The sequence below is a fragment of the Streptomyces doebereineriae genome (assembly GCF_031845645.1).
Lineage (GTDB): Bacteria > Actinomycetota > Actinomycetes > Streptomycetales > Streptomycetaceae > Streptomyces > Streptomyces canus.
The window spans coordinates 40854-55717 of record NZ_JAVREZ010000030.1 but is presented as its reverse complement, the minus strand read 5'-3'; the positions used below and the strand labels follow the sequence as shown (position 1 = coordinate 55717).

The following is a 14864-nucleotide window of genomic DNA, read 5'->3' as shown; positions in this document are numbered from 1 at the left end:
ACAGCCGGTCACTCGGGCCGTGCGACGCGGTACCGGGTCATCAACAGGGCGGCCAGGACGCTGAATCCGGCACCGAGGAACATCACCGCGGACGGCCCGGACGAATCCACGAACCAGCCTCCGACCATGGCGCCCAGCGCGATGGAGACGTTGAAGGCACAGATGTACAGCGAGGTCGCGGCCTCGGGGGCCTTGGGGGCGCTGGCGAAGACGAGGGTCTGGAGGCAGACCGGCAGCGCCGTGTACGCGATGCCCCACACCAGCAGCAGGATCACCGTGCCGGGATGCCACCGGCCGTTGACCACCAGCAGCACGACGGCCGCGGCGAGCAGCAGGATGCAGGTGAGCGTGGTGGCGCGCAGCGCTCGGGCGGCCGCCGCACCGCCGGCGAAGTTGCCGACGACGCCGGCCACGCCGTACAGGAGCAGCAGTGCGCTGACCCAGTGGGACGGGATGCCGGCGTCCTGCTCCAGGAAGGGCGCGACATAGGTGTACGCGGCGAAGTGGCCGATCACCATGGCCGCTGTGACGAGCGTGGCGATCCTGAGGTTGCCGTCCCGCAGCAGCCTGGGCACTTCGGCCAGCCGCACGACGGAACGCGGCGCGAGCGGGGGCAGCAGGACGGCCACCGCGGCGAGGATCAGCACACCGATCGCGGCGATGGCCCAGAACGCCGTACGCCAGCCGGACAGTCCGCCGACGAAGGTGCCGAACGGCACGCCGGCCACCGAGGCGATGGAGATGCCGCTGAAGACGACCGCGGTGGCCCGGACGGACTTCTCCGGCGGCACCAGGCGGATGGCGATGCTCGCCGCGATCGACCACATCACGCCGTGGGCGAAGCCCGTCAGCAGCCGTGAGGTCATGAGGATCGCGTACGAGGACGACAGAGCGGTGAAGGCGTTGCCCACGACGAAGACGGTGAGCACGACCAGCAGGAGCAGCCGGCGGTCGAAGCGGCGGGTCGCCACCGTGAGCACGGGGGCGAACAGGCCCGCGATGGCGCCGTACAGAGTGACCGAGAGACCGACGGTGCCCTCGGAGACGCCGAGGTCGCCGCTCATGGCGGGGAGCAGTCCGATGGGGACCATCTCCGTGGTGGTGAAGGCGAAGACGCCCATGCCGACGGCGACGACGGCGAGCCAGCTGCGCAGCGGGCCGAGGAGGGCGGGGGGCGCGGCCTGCCGTTCGGCGCCCTCCGGGGTGGTGTCGGGCACGGCGGCCGTGTCGTGGCGGGAAGGGGACGAGGGTGTCACGGGGATCTCCGGGTCAGGCGGGTGCGGTGGCGGGCGAGGACGCGGACAACAGGTCCGCGGCCCGCCGGAACGGTTCGAGCGGGGGAAGGAACAGGACGGCGCCGGCGTGACCGCCGTCGCGCAGCGTCGCGCCGAGGTGGATGGCCGGGACGATGCCGGTCTCGGCGACTCGCCGCACGTCGATGCCGCACGGCACGCCGCGGTGGGCGAGGGCGGGAACGCGGTACTCGGGGTGCTCCGCGAGCGTGATCCCGTACATGCGCTCGGTCAGGCGGATCATCTCCCGGGGGCTCCCGGCGGAGTGGTCCTGGAGGGGCATGGCGGCCGCGGCGGCCATGCCGCCGAGACCGACCGTCTCCGTGATCAGGCTCTCGCCACCGACATACGCCAGGTCGTCGGTGGTCAAGCCGTCGTCGAGTCGGCCGCGCAGCGTGGACACCGGCGGGAGCGGAGCGGTGAACCAGCGGTCGCCGAGGCCTGAGACGCGGAGCCCGAACTCCTTCTCGTTGAGGTTCATCGCGGTGACGAGGGTGCTGCCGGGGATGCCGGAAGCACTGTCGGCCGCCGCCTTGGCGGCCGCCATCACCAGGTGCAGAAAGAGGTAGTCGGCCGTGCGCAGGTAAGCGGCCAACTGCCGGTGGCGCTCCGCGACCCGGTCGCGGGACAGATCCAGCACGGCGTCCAGCAGCGCGGCCCGCAGCAGCGTCCCGGCGGCCCGGTGCCGGCTGTGCAGGTCGTCGCCCATGGCCAGGGCCCGGCGGATGATCGGGGCGAGGGGAATCCCGCCCAAGTGGCCCAGGACCTCGGCGAGTGCGGGTGACACGACGTCGCAGACGTGCCGCAGTCGGGCGCCGACTCCGTGGTCCCAGACACCGAAGGTGAGCGAGTTCCGGTCGGCGCCCTCGTTCATACGGCAGAACGCGCGCCGCCCGGATGCCTCGTCCCTCACGACGACCACCGGCATCGACGCGGTGCACACGCCGGTGAGCGAGCCCACGGTGGCGTGGTCGTGCGAGGGGCGCACCGCGAGGGTGCCGTCGGCGAGCAGGGCCTCGGCCTCCGCCTCGTCCCGGGCCAGCCCCTCGTAGAGCGCGGCCCCGATGACGGCCCGCCGTTGACCGCCCTCGTACCCCTGCCAGGGCATCGGCGGTCCGGAGACCAGGATCGTCCGGGCGGTCATGCCGGGCACCACCTCGGCGGCGGGAGCAATGGTCTCCAGGACCGGGCGGGCCTCGGTGAGACGGGCCACCGCCCGCGCGTTGGCCGCGTCGCGCGCCGGCGCCACGGTGTCGTGCGGCGCGGGCGCGGTGCCGGGACGGCCGGTCACCGTACGACCTCCTCGACGGCCTCGGCCCTCCCGGCGCCCTCACCGGGTCCGCCGCTCGCGATCCCCTCGGCGTCCGTGGTCCGCTCGGTGTGGATCGTCACCCCCCGGACGGTCTCGGGTGCCGCGAGGTCGAGGTCGGTGTCGAGGGGGCCGTCCAGGACGACGGAGACCGAGCGGCCCTGGGAGTCGGACTGGTCGCCGAGCAGGTCGCCGCGGTGCCGGCTCACGAGGACGGCGTGGCCGCGGGCCGGGGCGTCCGCCGCGACGGGCGGCAGGTCGGGCCACCGGCCCTGTTCGCCGACCCAGTGGACCGGTGCGCCCTCGGAGGTCACGTCCGTCAGGCGTCCCCATGGGTGGTCGAGATAGACCTGCCGGGCACGGCGGGCGGCCGGTGCGGTGGCGGGCTCGGTGCCGAGCGCGAGGTCCAGCAGCGCGGCGTCCAGGTCCATGCCGGTGGCCAGCCGCCACAGGCGGGTGATGGCGTCCCCGGGCGGACGCGCGGCGGCCTCCATCAGTACCACCCGGTCCTCGGCGGTCAGCCGGAACTCGGCGTGGCTCATGCCGGTCCCGAACCGGACGGCGCGCAGGAAGTCCGCGTTGGCGTCGAGCAGCAGCTTCTCCTGGGCCGGGGTCAGATGCGGCGCGGGAGAGGTGTGGCCGGTCTCGGTGAAGAACGACGTGCCGGACTCGTTGGTGTCCTTGGCCGTGATGCCGGACCAGAGCAGGCGGCCGTCGCGCACCAAGGTCTCCACGGAGAACTCGCGCCCGGTCACGCGTTCCTCCAGCAGGAGCAGTTCACCGGGGCCGTAGTCGGGCAGCAGCGGGAGGACGGCGTCCGGCCCGGCGACCGCGCGCACGCCCGAACTGGACATCCTGGAGGCGGGTTTGAGGACGGCGGGGAAGGCCGGGAAGTGCGTCACCGTGGTGCGGCGGTCCGGGTCCACGAGGGTGAAGCGCGGTGCCAGGGCGGGAGCGGTCAGCCGCTGCAGCAGCTTGTTGCGGCAGACCCGGGCGGCGTGGGTGCCGGGCCCGGGCAGCCCCAGGGTCTGGGCGAGGGCTCCGGCGGCCTCCACGAACACCTCCCCTACGTTGAGCACCGCGCGTACCGTGCGGTCGTGCAGCCAGGGCGTGACGGCGCGCAGCAGGGTGTCGAGCGAGGTGTCCGCGAGGTGCCGGAACTCCTCGTCGGCGAGGCGGAAGAGCGGGTGCTCCGGGTCGGCGCGGCGGCGGGCGAGCTCGTCGGCGGGTGTCTCGGGTCCGAAGACGAACAGCGGTGTCAGTCCGCGTTGTCCGGCCGCGTCCAGCAGGCGCAGGTGCTTGGCGAGCACGACCAGATCGGTGATGACGATGACGGCGGGCGGGTGCGCGGCGTCCGCTGCGGACGGGGCGCCGCTGTCGCGGAAGTCGGTCATGGCTTCCCTCGGTCGGGTGCGGGGCGCGGCCGTGCCGCGCCCCGCACGGTGATGTCTCAGGCGGCGAGGCGCTCGGCGGTCACGGTCAGCTCGTGGACCTGGCTGCCCTCACGGGTGCGCAGCACGACCCTGGGTTCCGGGCCGTCGGGGAAGACCTGGAGCGTGCGCTCCTCGCTCCAGCCGCTCAGCCGGTACTCGTTGTCGCCGAGGTGCACCAGCGCGAAGACACGGTCGCCGGGCAGCCGGAGCGTCATCCGGTCACCCTCCTCGGCGAGGGTCGCCGTCTCCTGGGGCGCGTCGGCGGACAGCGGCGTGTCGTCCTCCCACAGGTGGAACGTCGCCGGGACGGGGAAGCGGGTGGCCAGCCGCCGTCGTTCGTCCGCGGTCTGCGGGCACTCCTGGCGGTTGAAGAGCACCTCGCCGTGGCGGAAGTACTCCTGCCAGGTCTCCGGGAACAGGGCCGCAAGACCGGGGGTGACCAGGACGTCGACGACGAGGTGGACACGGTGCTCGGTGCCGGTGTTCTGGACCCGGTGGGTGCGGCTGAAGTCGCCGAACCAGAACTCCCCCGGCTGCCAGCGGTGCTCCACCCCGTCGAGGACGAGCACGGCGCCCGGGTTGGTCGCGACCGGCACGTGCAGCCGCCCTACGCCCCAGCGCGGCCCGTACTTGGGGTCGGTGTGGTCCATGCCGACGGTGTCGGGGCCGAGCGCCATGAACCGCACCGCGTGCAGCGGGGCCGGTATGGAGTCCAGCACGTCACGGACGTACGGGATGCGGTCGAGCCACACGGTCTCCTCGAAGTCCCGCGGGCCGGGGCCGCCCGGGTCCGTGCGGTCGGCGTCGCCGCCGGGGCTGCGCAGGGCCAGGCAGCGCCAGTCGACCTCGGTGGCGGCGCCGACGCCGTCCTCGGTGTAGACGCGCTGCTGGTCCCAGGTGTGCTCGCGCAGGGAGGTCAGTTCCCGCAGCAGCCGGCCGGCGTCGAAGGAGGGCTTGAGCCGTACGCCCTCTGCGGGCATGGGCGGGGAGTCGACGAGCGAGGTGGTGGATGACATGGAGGTTCCTTCGCGGGTGTCGGGATTCGGGTGGGCGTCGGTTCGGCGGAGGTCCGCGGCAGGACATCGCGGGCTCAGACGTGCGCCACGGCGGCTGCCTCGCGGGCCGTGCCGTTCTCCTGGAGGTGGTGCCAGCGTTCGAGCATGTAGAGCGTCCACAGCGCGTAGGTGTGCTCGGGACGGAACTCGCGGACCGCCGAGCGCAGCGCGTCCGGGCGGAAGTAGCCGCGCTCCAGGGAGGCTTCGGACAGCAGTGTGTCGCTGATGGAGGAGCGCAGCTCCGCGCCGAGCCAGCTCTCCAGGGGCACCGCCAGCTCCTGCTTGCGGCGCTCCAGGACGGATGCGGGCAGGTAGCGGGCGGCCACGCGCTTGAGCGGGGCCTTTTCGTTCGCGCCGACCAGTTTCCGGGCCGCGGGGACCCGTGTGACGTAGTCGATGAGCCGGTGGTCGAGCAGGGGGCTCCGGGGCTCGACGGAGTGCGCCATCGACATCCGGTCGATCTTCACCAGCTGTGCGTCGGAGAGCCAGAAACGGCTGTCGACCTGCATGGCGCGGTCCAGGTCCGGAACCGAGGGGTCGGTGCGATCGAAGCGGGCCCGCAGGTAGTTGTGCGGATGGCCCGGGATCCGGGCCGCGAAGTCGGGCGCGTACAGCCTGTTCTTGAGCGGGTGGGGCACGCCGTCCGCAAGGACATGCTCGTAGCGGTCGGCGAGTCCGGAATCACCCGGGAGATCGCGCAGGCGCTGGTAGCGGCCGTATCCGCAGAAGATCTCGTCGGATCCGTCGCCGGTCAGCACCACGGTGACGTGCTGCCGGGCCAGCTTGTACATGCATGACGCGGCGATCGCCGACGGGAAGGCGTAGGGCTCGCCCATGTGGGTCAGGATGGTGTCGACGGCCTCCCGCGCGTCCTCGGCGCCGATCCGGTACACGTGGTGCCGGGTGCCGCAGTGCTCGGCCACGGCGCGGGCGTACTCCGACTCGTCGAACGCGGCGTGCTCGAACCCGACGGAGAACGTGTGGATCGGCCGGCCCAGCTGCCTGGTGGCCAGGGCGACCACCAGGCTGGAGTCGAGCCCGCCGCTGAGCATCGCTCCCAGTGGCACCTCCGACTCCAGCCTGTCCTGCACGGCCTGCTGGAGCAACGCGTCGATCCGGTCGTCGATCTCGGCCTGCGGCACGTCCGTCAGCTCGGCGGTGAAGTCGAACTGCCAGTAGGTGCGGCGGCGTTCGGGGCGGCCCGCCTCCAGGACGAGGACGGTGGCGGGCTCTAGTTTGCGCACCTGCCGGTAGATGGTGTGCGGTGCGGGCACGACCCGGTAGCTGAGGTACTGGTCGATCGCGACGGGGTCGGTCTCCCGGCCGATCCCCGGGTGCAGCATCAGCGCGGGCAGTTCGGAGGCGAACGCCACCCCGCCGCCGGCGGGCCGCGCGTAGAACAGCGGTTTCTTGCCGACCCGGTCGGTGGCCAGGACGAGCCGGTCGCGGCGGGTGTCGTGAACGGCGAGGGCGAACATGCCGTGCAACCGCTCGACGAAGTGCTCGCCGAACTCCTGGTACAGGTGCGGCAGTACCTGGGCGTCGCTGCCGCCGCGCACCGGACGGCCGCGGGCGGCGAGCAGGTCGCGCAGTTCCTGGTGGTTGTAGATCTCACCGTTGAGAACGCACACGACGGTGCCGTCGTCGCTGAAGACGGGCTGGGAGCCGTCGTGCAGGCCGATGACCTTCAGCCGGCACATCGCCAGGGCTGCCTCGGCGGTGACGAAGGAACCCGTTTCGTCGGGTCCCCGGTGTGCCATGGCCGCACAGGCGGCCGACGTGTAGGGGGCGTGGACGGGAGCGTGTCCCAGGGACACCGATCCGGCGATTCCGCACACGGGTCAGCCCTCCTTGAGGTCGAGACGGCGCTTGGCATGGCCGGAGCGCAGTCCGTCGGGACTGACACCGATCACCCGCACGGGTCCGACGAGACCCGAGGCGATCATCTGGGCGACGTCGGGGGCCCGCCGGTCGACGGCCGAGCGGATCGCGGCGAGCCGGTCGTGGTCGACGGTGTCGGCCACCACCCGGATGACCAGGCCGTCGTCGTCGGCCGCCTCGAACGGGCTGCCCGGGAAGACCTCGGCCATGATCTGGGCCAGGTCGTGGTTGCTGATGCGCTCGCCGTGCTTCAGGTCACCGGCGAGGCGTCCGTCGATGCGTTCGAACGCGAACACCTCGCGGCCGTCGTGGTGGATGCGGCGCAACCCGGTGACGGCGTCGCCGGTGACGTAGCGGATCGCCGGGAAGTATCCGCGGGTGAGGGAGGTGAGCAGGAGAGCTCCGCTGCCTTCCTGGTGGGAGGGGACCCGGTCGTTCTCGGTGCGGCCGGTCAGCTCCTCGGGGGGCAGCACCTCGGGAACGATGTGGTCGTGGAAGTGGTAGAGGCCGGTCTGCGCGCACGAGTGGGCGATGGCGCCGATCTCGATGGAGCCGAACACGTCGAGGACGTCCGCGGGTTCGAGGCCGAACCGGTCCGCCACATGGGCGCGCCAGGCGGGTGGCGCCACATCGCCGACGACCATGATCTTCCGCGGCCGGATGTCCAGGCCGGGGCGGGCCTGGAGGAGCCGGTCGAGGATCATCGGCATGGTGAAGAACACGTCCGGGCGCCACTCGTTGAGCTTCGCCACGTGTTCGTCGACGGGCCGTGTGAAGTCGATGTCGTGGGCCTGGAAGCCGAGTTCGAGGAAGACGCGGCGTGCCGAGGCCGCGGCGTGGCCGGTGCCGAGGTCGGCGACCGCGACGGCGCCGCGCGGCACGGTCCGGGTGAACTCCCGGAACAACTCCCGTCGTTGGGCCACGTACGCGTCGTCGTCGGCGGGCGAGTAGAGGATGCGCTTGCGCTGTCCGCCGGAGGTTCCGGACGTGTGGTACACGGAGGCGTCCGGCAGCTGCGGGTGCCCGGCGGTGTAGTAGCGGGCCGCCAGCAGGTCGGTGCCGATGAGGGGGAGGTCGGCGAGGTCGCCGGAGCCGAGGGCGCCGCGGCCCAGGAGGAGATCGCGGTACCAGGGGAATCGTTGGGCGTGACCGGCCGCGAGAGCGGCCAGTTCGGCCTCCCGTGCGGGAGTGCGGGTGGCGAGGGCGGTGGCGGTGTGCGGCATCAGGGAGTGCCTTTCGTCGTACGGCGGGGCGGGCGCGAGTGTCAGTTCCAGCGCTGTGTCTCGCCGAAGAAGTCGGGCACACCGACGGCGAGCCCCTTCTCGACGGCCTGCCGGTGGAGGCGCTGTCCCACCGCGAGGTCGAGGACACCGAGCCCGAAGGGCGAGAAGATCCGCGGCCGGTCGGCGGCCGGTGCGACCTTGCCGCGCAGCACCTGCGCGAGGGTGCCGTCGACGAAGTCGCGGTGGCCGAGCCGCTGTTCGGCCAGGTGCGGTGAGGTGTCGGCGGTCAGGCAGTGGTCGACGTCGTCGAGGATGTTCTGCGCGCCGGCGACGATCTCCCAGCCGAGGTCGCGCAGTGAGATGTTGAGGACGGTCTGGCCGGGGGCGAAGGTGTCGGCCCGGGTGACCCAGGGCTCCGACGTGGTGGTGGCGAAGACGACGAGGTCGGCGTCGGCCACGGCCCGTTCGAAGGAGTCCTCCTGCTCGGCCCGGTACCCGAGGCCCGTGATGCGCCGGGTGAGGGCGGCGGCGTAGGAGGCTTCCCGGTCGTGGACGACGAAGCGGTCCACGGACCAGGACTGCGCGGCGAAGAACTCCGCGATGTTGCGTGCGATGACGCCGGCGCCCACCAGGCATATCCGCTGCGCGGTGCGTCCGCCGGTCAGTTCCTCGGCGCCCAGGACCGCGGACGCGGCGGTGCGGGCGGAGCTGATCTGGGACGCCTCCAGGCAGGCGAAGGGGTAGCCGGTCTCGTAGTCGTTGAGGAGCAGCGTGGCGGAGGCGCGCGGGATGTTCCGCTCGATGTTGCGGGGGTAGCTCGCGATCCACTTGATGCCGGACAGGCCGTAGTCGCCGCCGAGATGGGCGGGCAGCGCGATGATGCGGGCGTCCGGCTTCTGCGGGAAGCGCAGGAAGTAGCTGTTCGGGTTGACCGAGTCCCCGGCGTCGTGGGTGAGGTAGGCGGAGCGGACCGTCTCGACGATCTCGGGGCGGGAGACGTCGATGAGGGCGCGCAGGGCGGTGCCGCCCACCACGTGGAAGTCGAACATGGGTGTTTCCCTTTTCTCGTTGCGTGTCAGAGCTGGAGTGGCGACGGCCGGTCACACGGCGACGGGGTAACTGCCGGAGTCGTCGAGGACGTCCGCGCCGAAGGTGTCGGCCACCCACAGGTCGTCGTAGATCGTCTTGGCGTAGCGGTCGCCCATGTCGGGCGAGAGGGCCACGACCCGCGAGCCCGCGGGGATCCGGTCGGTGATCGACTCCAGGGCCGCGAGCACGGATCCGGTGGAGCCGCCGAGCGGCAGCCCGTGTTCGCGGGCCAGACGGCGGCACATGCGCACGGCGTCGGGCTCGTCGACGAGGACGACCTCGTCGACCTGGTCGGGCCGGCACAGTTCGGGACGGCGGCTGGTGCCGAGACCGGGGATGTGGCGTGGGCCGGGCGGGCCGCCGAAGGTGACCGACCCGGTGGTGTCGACCGCGACGATCCTCGTCCAGGGCGAGAACGCCCGGAAGTGCCGTGTGCAGCCCATGAGCGTGCCGGTGGTGCCGGCGCCGACCAGGAGGACGTCGACGTGTCCGATGTTCTTGAGGATCGAGGTGGCGGTCCGGCGGGCGTGTGCCTGTGCGTTGGCGGGGTTGGCGTACTGGTTGAGCCACACCAGCCCGGCGTCGGCCCCCGTCATCTCACGGATGCGGGCGATACGGGAGCCCAGATAGCCACCGTTGCGGTCCCGCCGCGTGACCTGGACGACCTCGGCTCCCAACGCCCGGATGAGGGAAAGGCTCTGGGGGGAGATGTTCGGATCGGTCACGCAGGTGAAGTGGTATCCGCGAGCGGCGGCGATGACGGCCAGGGCGATACCGAGGCTGCCGGACGAGGATTCCACCATCCGTCCACCGGGCCAGAGCACGCCCCTCTTCTCGGCGTCCTCCACCATGCCGAGGGCTGACTTGAGCTTCACCGACCCGGCCGGATTCATCCCCTCCAGCTTCAGGAAGAGCCGGCTGTCGGTCAGGACGCCGTCCAGTTCGAGGAAGACGTCGTCGGTGACGATGTCACAGGCGCGCTGGTAGATCATCGGTCCTCCTGCTCGCCGGTCGGCGAAGGGACGGGGTCGTCGCCGGCCTCGGGCGTGTTCTTCCGGAGCGCGGCCAGGCGGCGCAGGAAAAGGACTTCGGCCTGGGCCAGTGAGGCGATCTCACCCGGGTTCACGCTCTCGTCGGTGCCGTGGATGTTCGACGGCGGGTCCGCGACGCCGCACAGGAGGATCTCCGCGTCGGGGTAAAGCCTCCTGAAGACGGAGCAGACGGCGATGGAACCGCCGGCTCCCACCTCGCGGGGCGGTGCGCCGAAGGCGTCCCGCAGGGCGTCGCGGAGCACTGTGTGCGCGGTCCGGCCGGTGTCCGCGCGGAAGGACGGGCCGCTGGTGACCCGGCGTATGTCCAGGTGCGCACCCCAGGGGGTGTGGGCCCGCAGATGGGCGGCGAGCGCCTCATGGGTGTGCAGGACGTCCGAGCCGGGCGGGGTGCGCACGCTGACCAGTGCCTTCGCCGAGGGCCGGAGAGCGGGTACGGCGTCGTCGAGCGACGGCGACTGGACGGCCAGGACGGTGACGGCGGGCAGCCGCCACAGCCGGTCGGCGACGGAGCCGGTACCTATGAGTTCGACGCCGTCCAGGACTCCGGCGTCCGCGCGGAAGTCGGCTTCGCTGTACTCCGCCTGGTCCTGGCGGGTGTCGCACCCGGCCTGGTCGGTGTCCACGACGGGCAGGCAGGGTGTGCCGCGGTGGTCGTGCAGCGTGGCCAGGAGACGGATGAGGGCGGTCATCGCATCGGGTAAGGGTCCGCCGAACTGGCCCGAGTGCAGGGTCCTGGACAGGGTGGAGAGCGTGATCTCCACGACGGCCATGCCGCGCAGGGAGGTGGTCAGCGTCGGAATGCCCGGGGCGGCGTTACCCGCGTCGGCGATGACGACGGCGTCCGGTGCGAGAAGCCCGGGGTGTGCGCGCAGCACCTTCTCCAGGCTTCCTTCGCCGGGTTCCTCGCTCCCGTCGACCAGGACCGTGATGTCGAGGTCCGGGTAGGGCTCGTGGGGCAGGGCGTCCTGGAGGGCGCGCAGCGCCGTGAGGTGCGTGACGACGTTTCCCTTGCAGTCCGCGCTGCCGCGGCCGTACCAGCGTCCGTCGCGTTCGGTCAGTGCGAACGGCGGAGTGCGCCAGGCCGTCTCGTCCTGGGCCGAGACGATGTCGTAGTGGGCGTAGAGGACCACGGAGGGTGCGCCGGGCGGGCCGGGGCGGCGTGCGTAGACGGTCTCGGTGCCGTCGTCGGCGGGCAGCAGCCTGGTCTCGGGAAGGCCGGCTTCGGCGAGCAGGTCGGCGATGGTGCGGGCCGCTCGGGGGAAGTGGTCCGGCGGCGCGGCTCCGACGACGGTGCGCAGGGCGACCAGTTCGGCGAGGTCGTCGCGGGCTCTGGTCATCAGGGCGGGGGTGATCGCTGCTGAGATTGGGGCAGGCATGGTGGGTCTCCGGCGTGCGGGTGGCACCGCTCAGACGGCGGTGGGTGCGGGGACGGCGACCGGGGTCAGTTCCGCGAGGACCTTGCGGACGACCTCCTGTCCGGCCCGCAGCTGTGCGTCGTGGGTACTCGCGCCGAGGTGCGGCACGGCCACCACGTTCGGCAGGGCCAACAGGGGTGAGGTGCCGGGTGGTTCGGTGGCGAAGACGTCCAGTGCGGCACCGGCGAGCCGGCCGTCGCGCAGTGCCCGGTGCAGGGCCGTCTCGTCGACGATGCCGCCGCGGGCGGCGTTGACCAGATGTGCGGTGGGTTTCATCAGGGACAGCTCCCGGGCGCCGATGAGTCCCGCGGTCCGGGGGGTCTTGGGCAGGTGCAGGGTGACGACGTCGCTCGCGGTGAGCAGTTCGTCGAGGCCCGTCGGGTGCACGTCGTCGCCGAGGGTGTCCGCGTAGGGGTCGTGCACGAGGATGTGCATGTCGAAGGCGGCCAGCCGGCGCGCGACCTGCCGGCCGACGCGGCCGTAGCCGACGATGCCCAGGGTGCGGCCGGCGAGTTCGACGCCGGTGAGTTCGGCGCGACGCCACTCGCCGTTCGCGAGGGAGCGCATCCCGGCGGTGAGGTGGCGCACCGAGGAGACGATCAGTGCGACGGTGAGTTCGGCGACGCTCACGGTGTTGGAGTCCGGGGCGTTGAGCACGGTGATGCCGCGCGCCCTGGCGGTGTCGGTGTCGACGTTGTCGAGGCCGACGCCGGCGCGTGCGACGACGCGCAGGCCGGGCGCCCGGTCCAGGACTTCCGCGTCGACCCGGGTGCCGCTGCGCACGATCAGGGCGTCCGCGTCCGGCAGCGCGGCGAACAGCGCCGGGCGGTCACGGCCGTCGACGTGCCGGACGTCGCAGACGCTCCTCAGGGCGGCGATGCTGTCGCCGGGCAGTACGTCGCTCACGATCACGACCGGTGCGGGCACGGAGCTCTCCTTCGGAAGGTCGGGTCCACGATTACTAATCCGAACGTTTGGTTTGTTTCTGGAAAAACCCTAACGTTCGGTTTGTTTCTCGGGCAAGGAACTCCCCGTGTGTCCTCGGTCACTCAACCCGGCGACCGTGGCAGGAGGAGGTGAGCCGCGGGTCCCGGCAGCGGAGTGCCGGGACATCGCGGCTCGGAGCGTCAGAGCAACTGGTCCCGATACCAGGCGGCGTGGGCCGACAGCCCCGCTGTCAGGCCGACGTCCGGGGCATGATCGCCCACGGTGCGCAGCCGGGTCGCGTCGAACCAGTGGTCCACACCGAGCAGGTCCAGCACGTGGGGGTCACATCCGGCCGCCACGAGTTCCTCCCGAGCCTGCTCGAAGGGCTGATCCCCGCCAACGAGCGGGAACCCGAGGTGGCGGTGCGTGGCGACGACCAGTTCGCGCAGGCTGACCGGTCGGGGCGGACAGGCGTGGAAGACACCGGTCGCTCGCCGGGGCGGCGTGGTGACGGCCATCCGGGTGAGGGAAGTGGCGAGAGAGCCGACCTCGGTGAGCGACAGCAGCGCCGAGCCCCGCTCGGGCAGTCCCGAGCGCAGGGCGTGCACCATGCGCAGCAGCGCCGGCATCACCCACCGGTCTCCCGTGCCGTAGATGAGGTACGGGCGCAGGACCGCACCGCCCGCCGCGAGCACGAACCGTTCACCGGCCAGGCGGCTGCGACTGGTCGGCGAGACCGGGCGCGGCTCCACCGCGCCCTCGGCCGCCTCACGGAAGGGCCCGTTGCCGTACACGGCCGCGGTGCTCAGCTGCACGAACTTGCTCACGCCGGCCCGGCCGGCCTCGGCCACCAGGCGGCGCGTGCCGTCGACGTTCACCGCGAAGCACCGGTCCTCGTCCTTGCCGATCCAGGAGGCCAGGTGAAGCACGGCGTCCACATCGCGGCACAGGCCGCGCAGGGCCGCGGGATCCGTGAGGTCGCCGTCCACGACCTCGACACCCGGGATCGGCGTCACGGGACGCCGGTGAGCCAGGACGCGCACCCGCACTCCGGCGGACCGGAGCAGCGGGACGACCATCCCGCCGACGAAACCGGATCCGCCGGTGACGAGGACGAGCGGACGGTTCATCGCGGGCCGCCCGTGGACACCGGTGCGCGTTGGAGGGTGAGGGTGCACTCGTAGACGACCGCACCGTGTTGTTCGGCGGCCACCCGCACCTCGTGCCCGCCGTCACCGGAGGCGGACAGCCGCGCCCGGACGAGGCAGGGTGCGTCGAACTCCACATAGCGGTGGAACTGATTGGTCATCACGGTGACCAACACCGGGCCGGGACCCGCCAGGCGTTGCGCCGCCTGCCGCGCGGCCTCCAGCAGGAGCATCCCCGGCACATGGTCGGTGGGGTGGTCGAAGAGGGTCGGGTGCGCCCAGTTGACCCGCAGCGGCCAGGCTCCCTGGCGCGGATCGGCCGCACCGGGATCGTCCAGGGGCAGGCCGAGCACCACGTCGGCCTCGACGGCCCGGCCGACCTCATGGGGAGGCAGCGGTTCGGGCTGCTCGGGCAGACGGGCGGGAACCTCGGCGTGCGAGCCCCGCAGCCGCCGGTAGACGGAGCGGCGCATGCAGTTGAAGGTCATGCGGCCACGCCCCAGGGGCACCTCGTCACGGACCAGTCCGATCTCCATCGTCATCGCCGCGAGCCGGCTGCCGTGCCGGGTCACCTCACCGCAGTCGACGGTCAGTTCGACATCGACCGGCCGGTCGTCGAGCCGCAGGGCCTCCGGAGACAGGGCGAGGCTCAGTTCGGTCATCAGGGTCGGGTGGTCGCGTGGCAGGTCGTAGAAGACATGGCTGACCAGAGAGGAGGTCTGCCGGATGCTCTCGGCGGCCAGCAGCGGATCGTGCCAGCGGCCTCCGACCGGGCCGTAGAAGCCGTGTCCGCGCGGCCACTGGGCTCCCACCTTGAAGCGGTGCGCGCCGAGACGTATCCAGTCGTCGGTCAGCAGCACCTCGCCGATGGCCCGCCGGTGGACGAGATCACGCGGCGCCGTCCGCTCGAAGGTCAGGGGATGTAAGGACTCGGCGGCGGGCGCAGAGAGGTCGTCGGCGAGTTCGGCGGGGAGGGACAGGTGGACCGGCATGGCACGGGCTCCAGCGGGTGATCGACGTACGGGTTACGGAGGCATAGA

The 14864-nt window shown here is 72.2% G+C and carries 12 protein-coding genes; all 12 read right to left on the bottom strand.

The window, feature by feature from the left end; translation table 11 throughout:
- Positions 1–8: 8 nt before the first annotated feature.
- Complete coding sequence (locus RNB18_RS46985) at positions 9–1256, bottom strand: MFS transporter (RefSeq protein ID WP_311720315.1); 1248 nt, start codon at positions 1254–1256, stop codon at positions 9–11.
- Positions 1257–1269: 13 nt separating this feature from the next.
- Positions 1270–2583, bottom strand: coding sequence for an oxamate carbamoyltransferase subunit AllG family protein (locus RNB18_RS46980; RefSeq protein WP_311720314.1), 1314 nt, complete (start codon positions 2581–2583; stop codon positions 1270–1272).
- A complete protein-coding gene (locus RNB18_RS46975) occupies positions 2580–3995 on the bottom strand; it encodes an ATP-grasp domain-containing protein (RefSeq protein WP_311720313.1) in 1416 nt (471 codons plus the stop codon). The genes RNB18_RS46980 and RNB18_RS46975 overlap by 4 nt, the downstream gene beginning before the upstream one ends.
- Positions 3996–4051: 56 nt before the next feature.
- Entirely contained in the window at positions 4052–5050 is a 999-nt protein-coding gene (locus tag RNB18_RS46970; RefSeq protein WP_311720312.1) for an aspartyl/asparaginyl beta-hydroxylase domain-containing protein, read from the bottom strand.
- A gap of 74 nt (positions 5051–5124) precedes the next feature.
- Positions 5125–6927, bottom strand: coding sequence for an asparagine synthase (glutamine-hydrolyzing) (gene asnB, locus RNB18_RS46965; protein WP_311720311.1), 1803 nt, complete (start codon positions 6925–6927; stop codon positions 5125–5127).
- A 3-nt stretch (positions 6928–6930) separates the two neighbouring features.
- On the bottom strand, positions 6931–8193 hold the full coding sequence (locus RNB18_RS46960) for a phenylacetate--CoA ligase family protein (protein WP_311720310.1): 1263 nt from the start codon (positions 8191–8193) through the stop codon (positions 6931–6933).
- A gap of 41 nt (positions 8194–8234) precedes the next feature.
- Entirely contained in the window at positions 8235–9242 is a 1008-nt protein-coding gene (sbnB, locus tag RNB18_RS46955) for a 2,3-diaminopropionate biosynthesis protein SbnB (protein ID WP_311720309.1), read from the bottom strand.
- Between the two features lie 51 nt (positions 9243–9293).
- Positions 9294–10274, bottom strand: coding sequence for a 2,3-diaminopropionate biosynthesis protein SbnA (gene sbnA, locus RNB18_RS46950; protein WP_311720308.1), 981 nt, complete (start codon positions 10272–10274; stop codon positions 9294–9296).
- The gene (locus RNB18_RS46945; RefSeq protein ID WP_311720307.1) at positions 10271–11671 is read right to left on the bottom strand and encodes a M20/M25/M40 family metallo-hydrolase; all 1401 of its coding nucleotides are present in this window, start codon (positions 11669–11671) and stop codon (positions 10271–10273) included. The genes sbnA and RNB18_RS46945 overlap by 4 nt, the downstream gene beginning before the upstream one ends.
- Before the next feature lie 69 nt (positions 11672–11740).
- Entirely contained in the window at positions 11741–12676 is a 936-nt protein-coding gene (locus RNB18_RS46940; RefSeq protein ID WP_311720306.1) for a hydroxyacid dehydrogenase, read from the bottom strand.
- 200 nt (positions 12677–12876) lie between these two features.
- Positions 12877–13806, bottom strand: a complete 930-nt coding sequence (locus RNB18_RS46935) for an NAD-dependent epimerase/dehydratase family protein (protein WP_311720305.1) — start codon at positions 13804–13806, stop codon at positions 12877–12879.
- On the bottom strand, positions 13803–14816 hold the full coding sequence (locus RNB18_RS46930; protein ID WP_311720304.1) for a ScbA/BarX family gamma-butyrolactone biosynthesis protein: 1014 nt from the start codon (positions 14814–14816) through the stop codon (positions 13803–13805). The genes RNB18_RS46935 and RNB18_RS46930 overlap by 4 nt, the downstream gene beginning before the upstream one ends.
- Between the last annotated feature and the right edge of the window lie 48 nt (positions 14817–14864).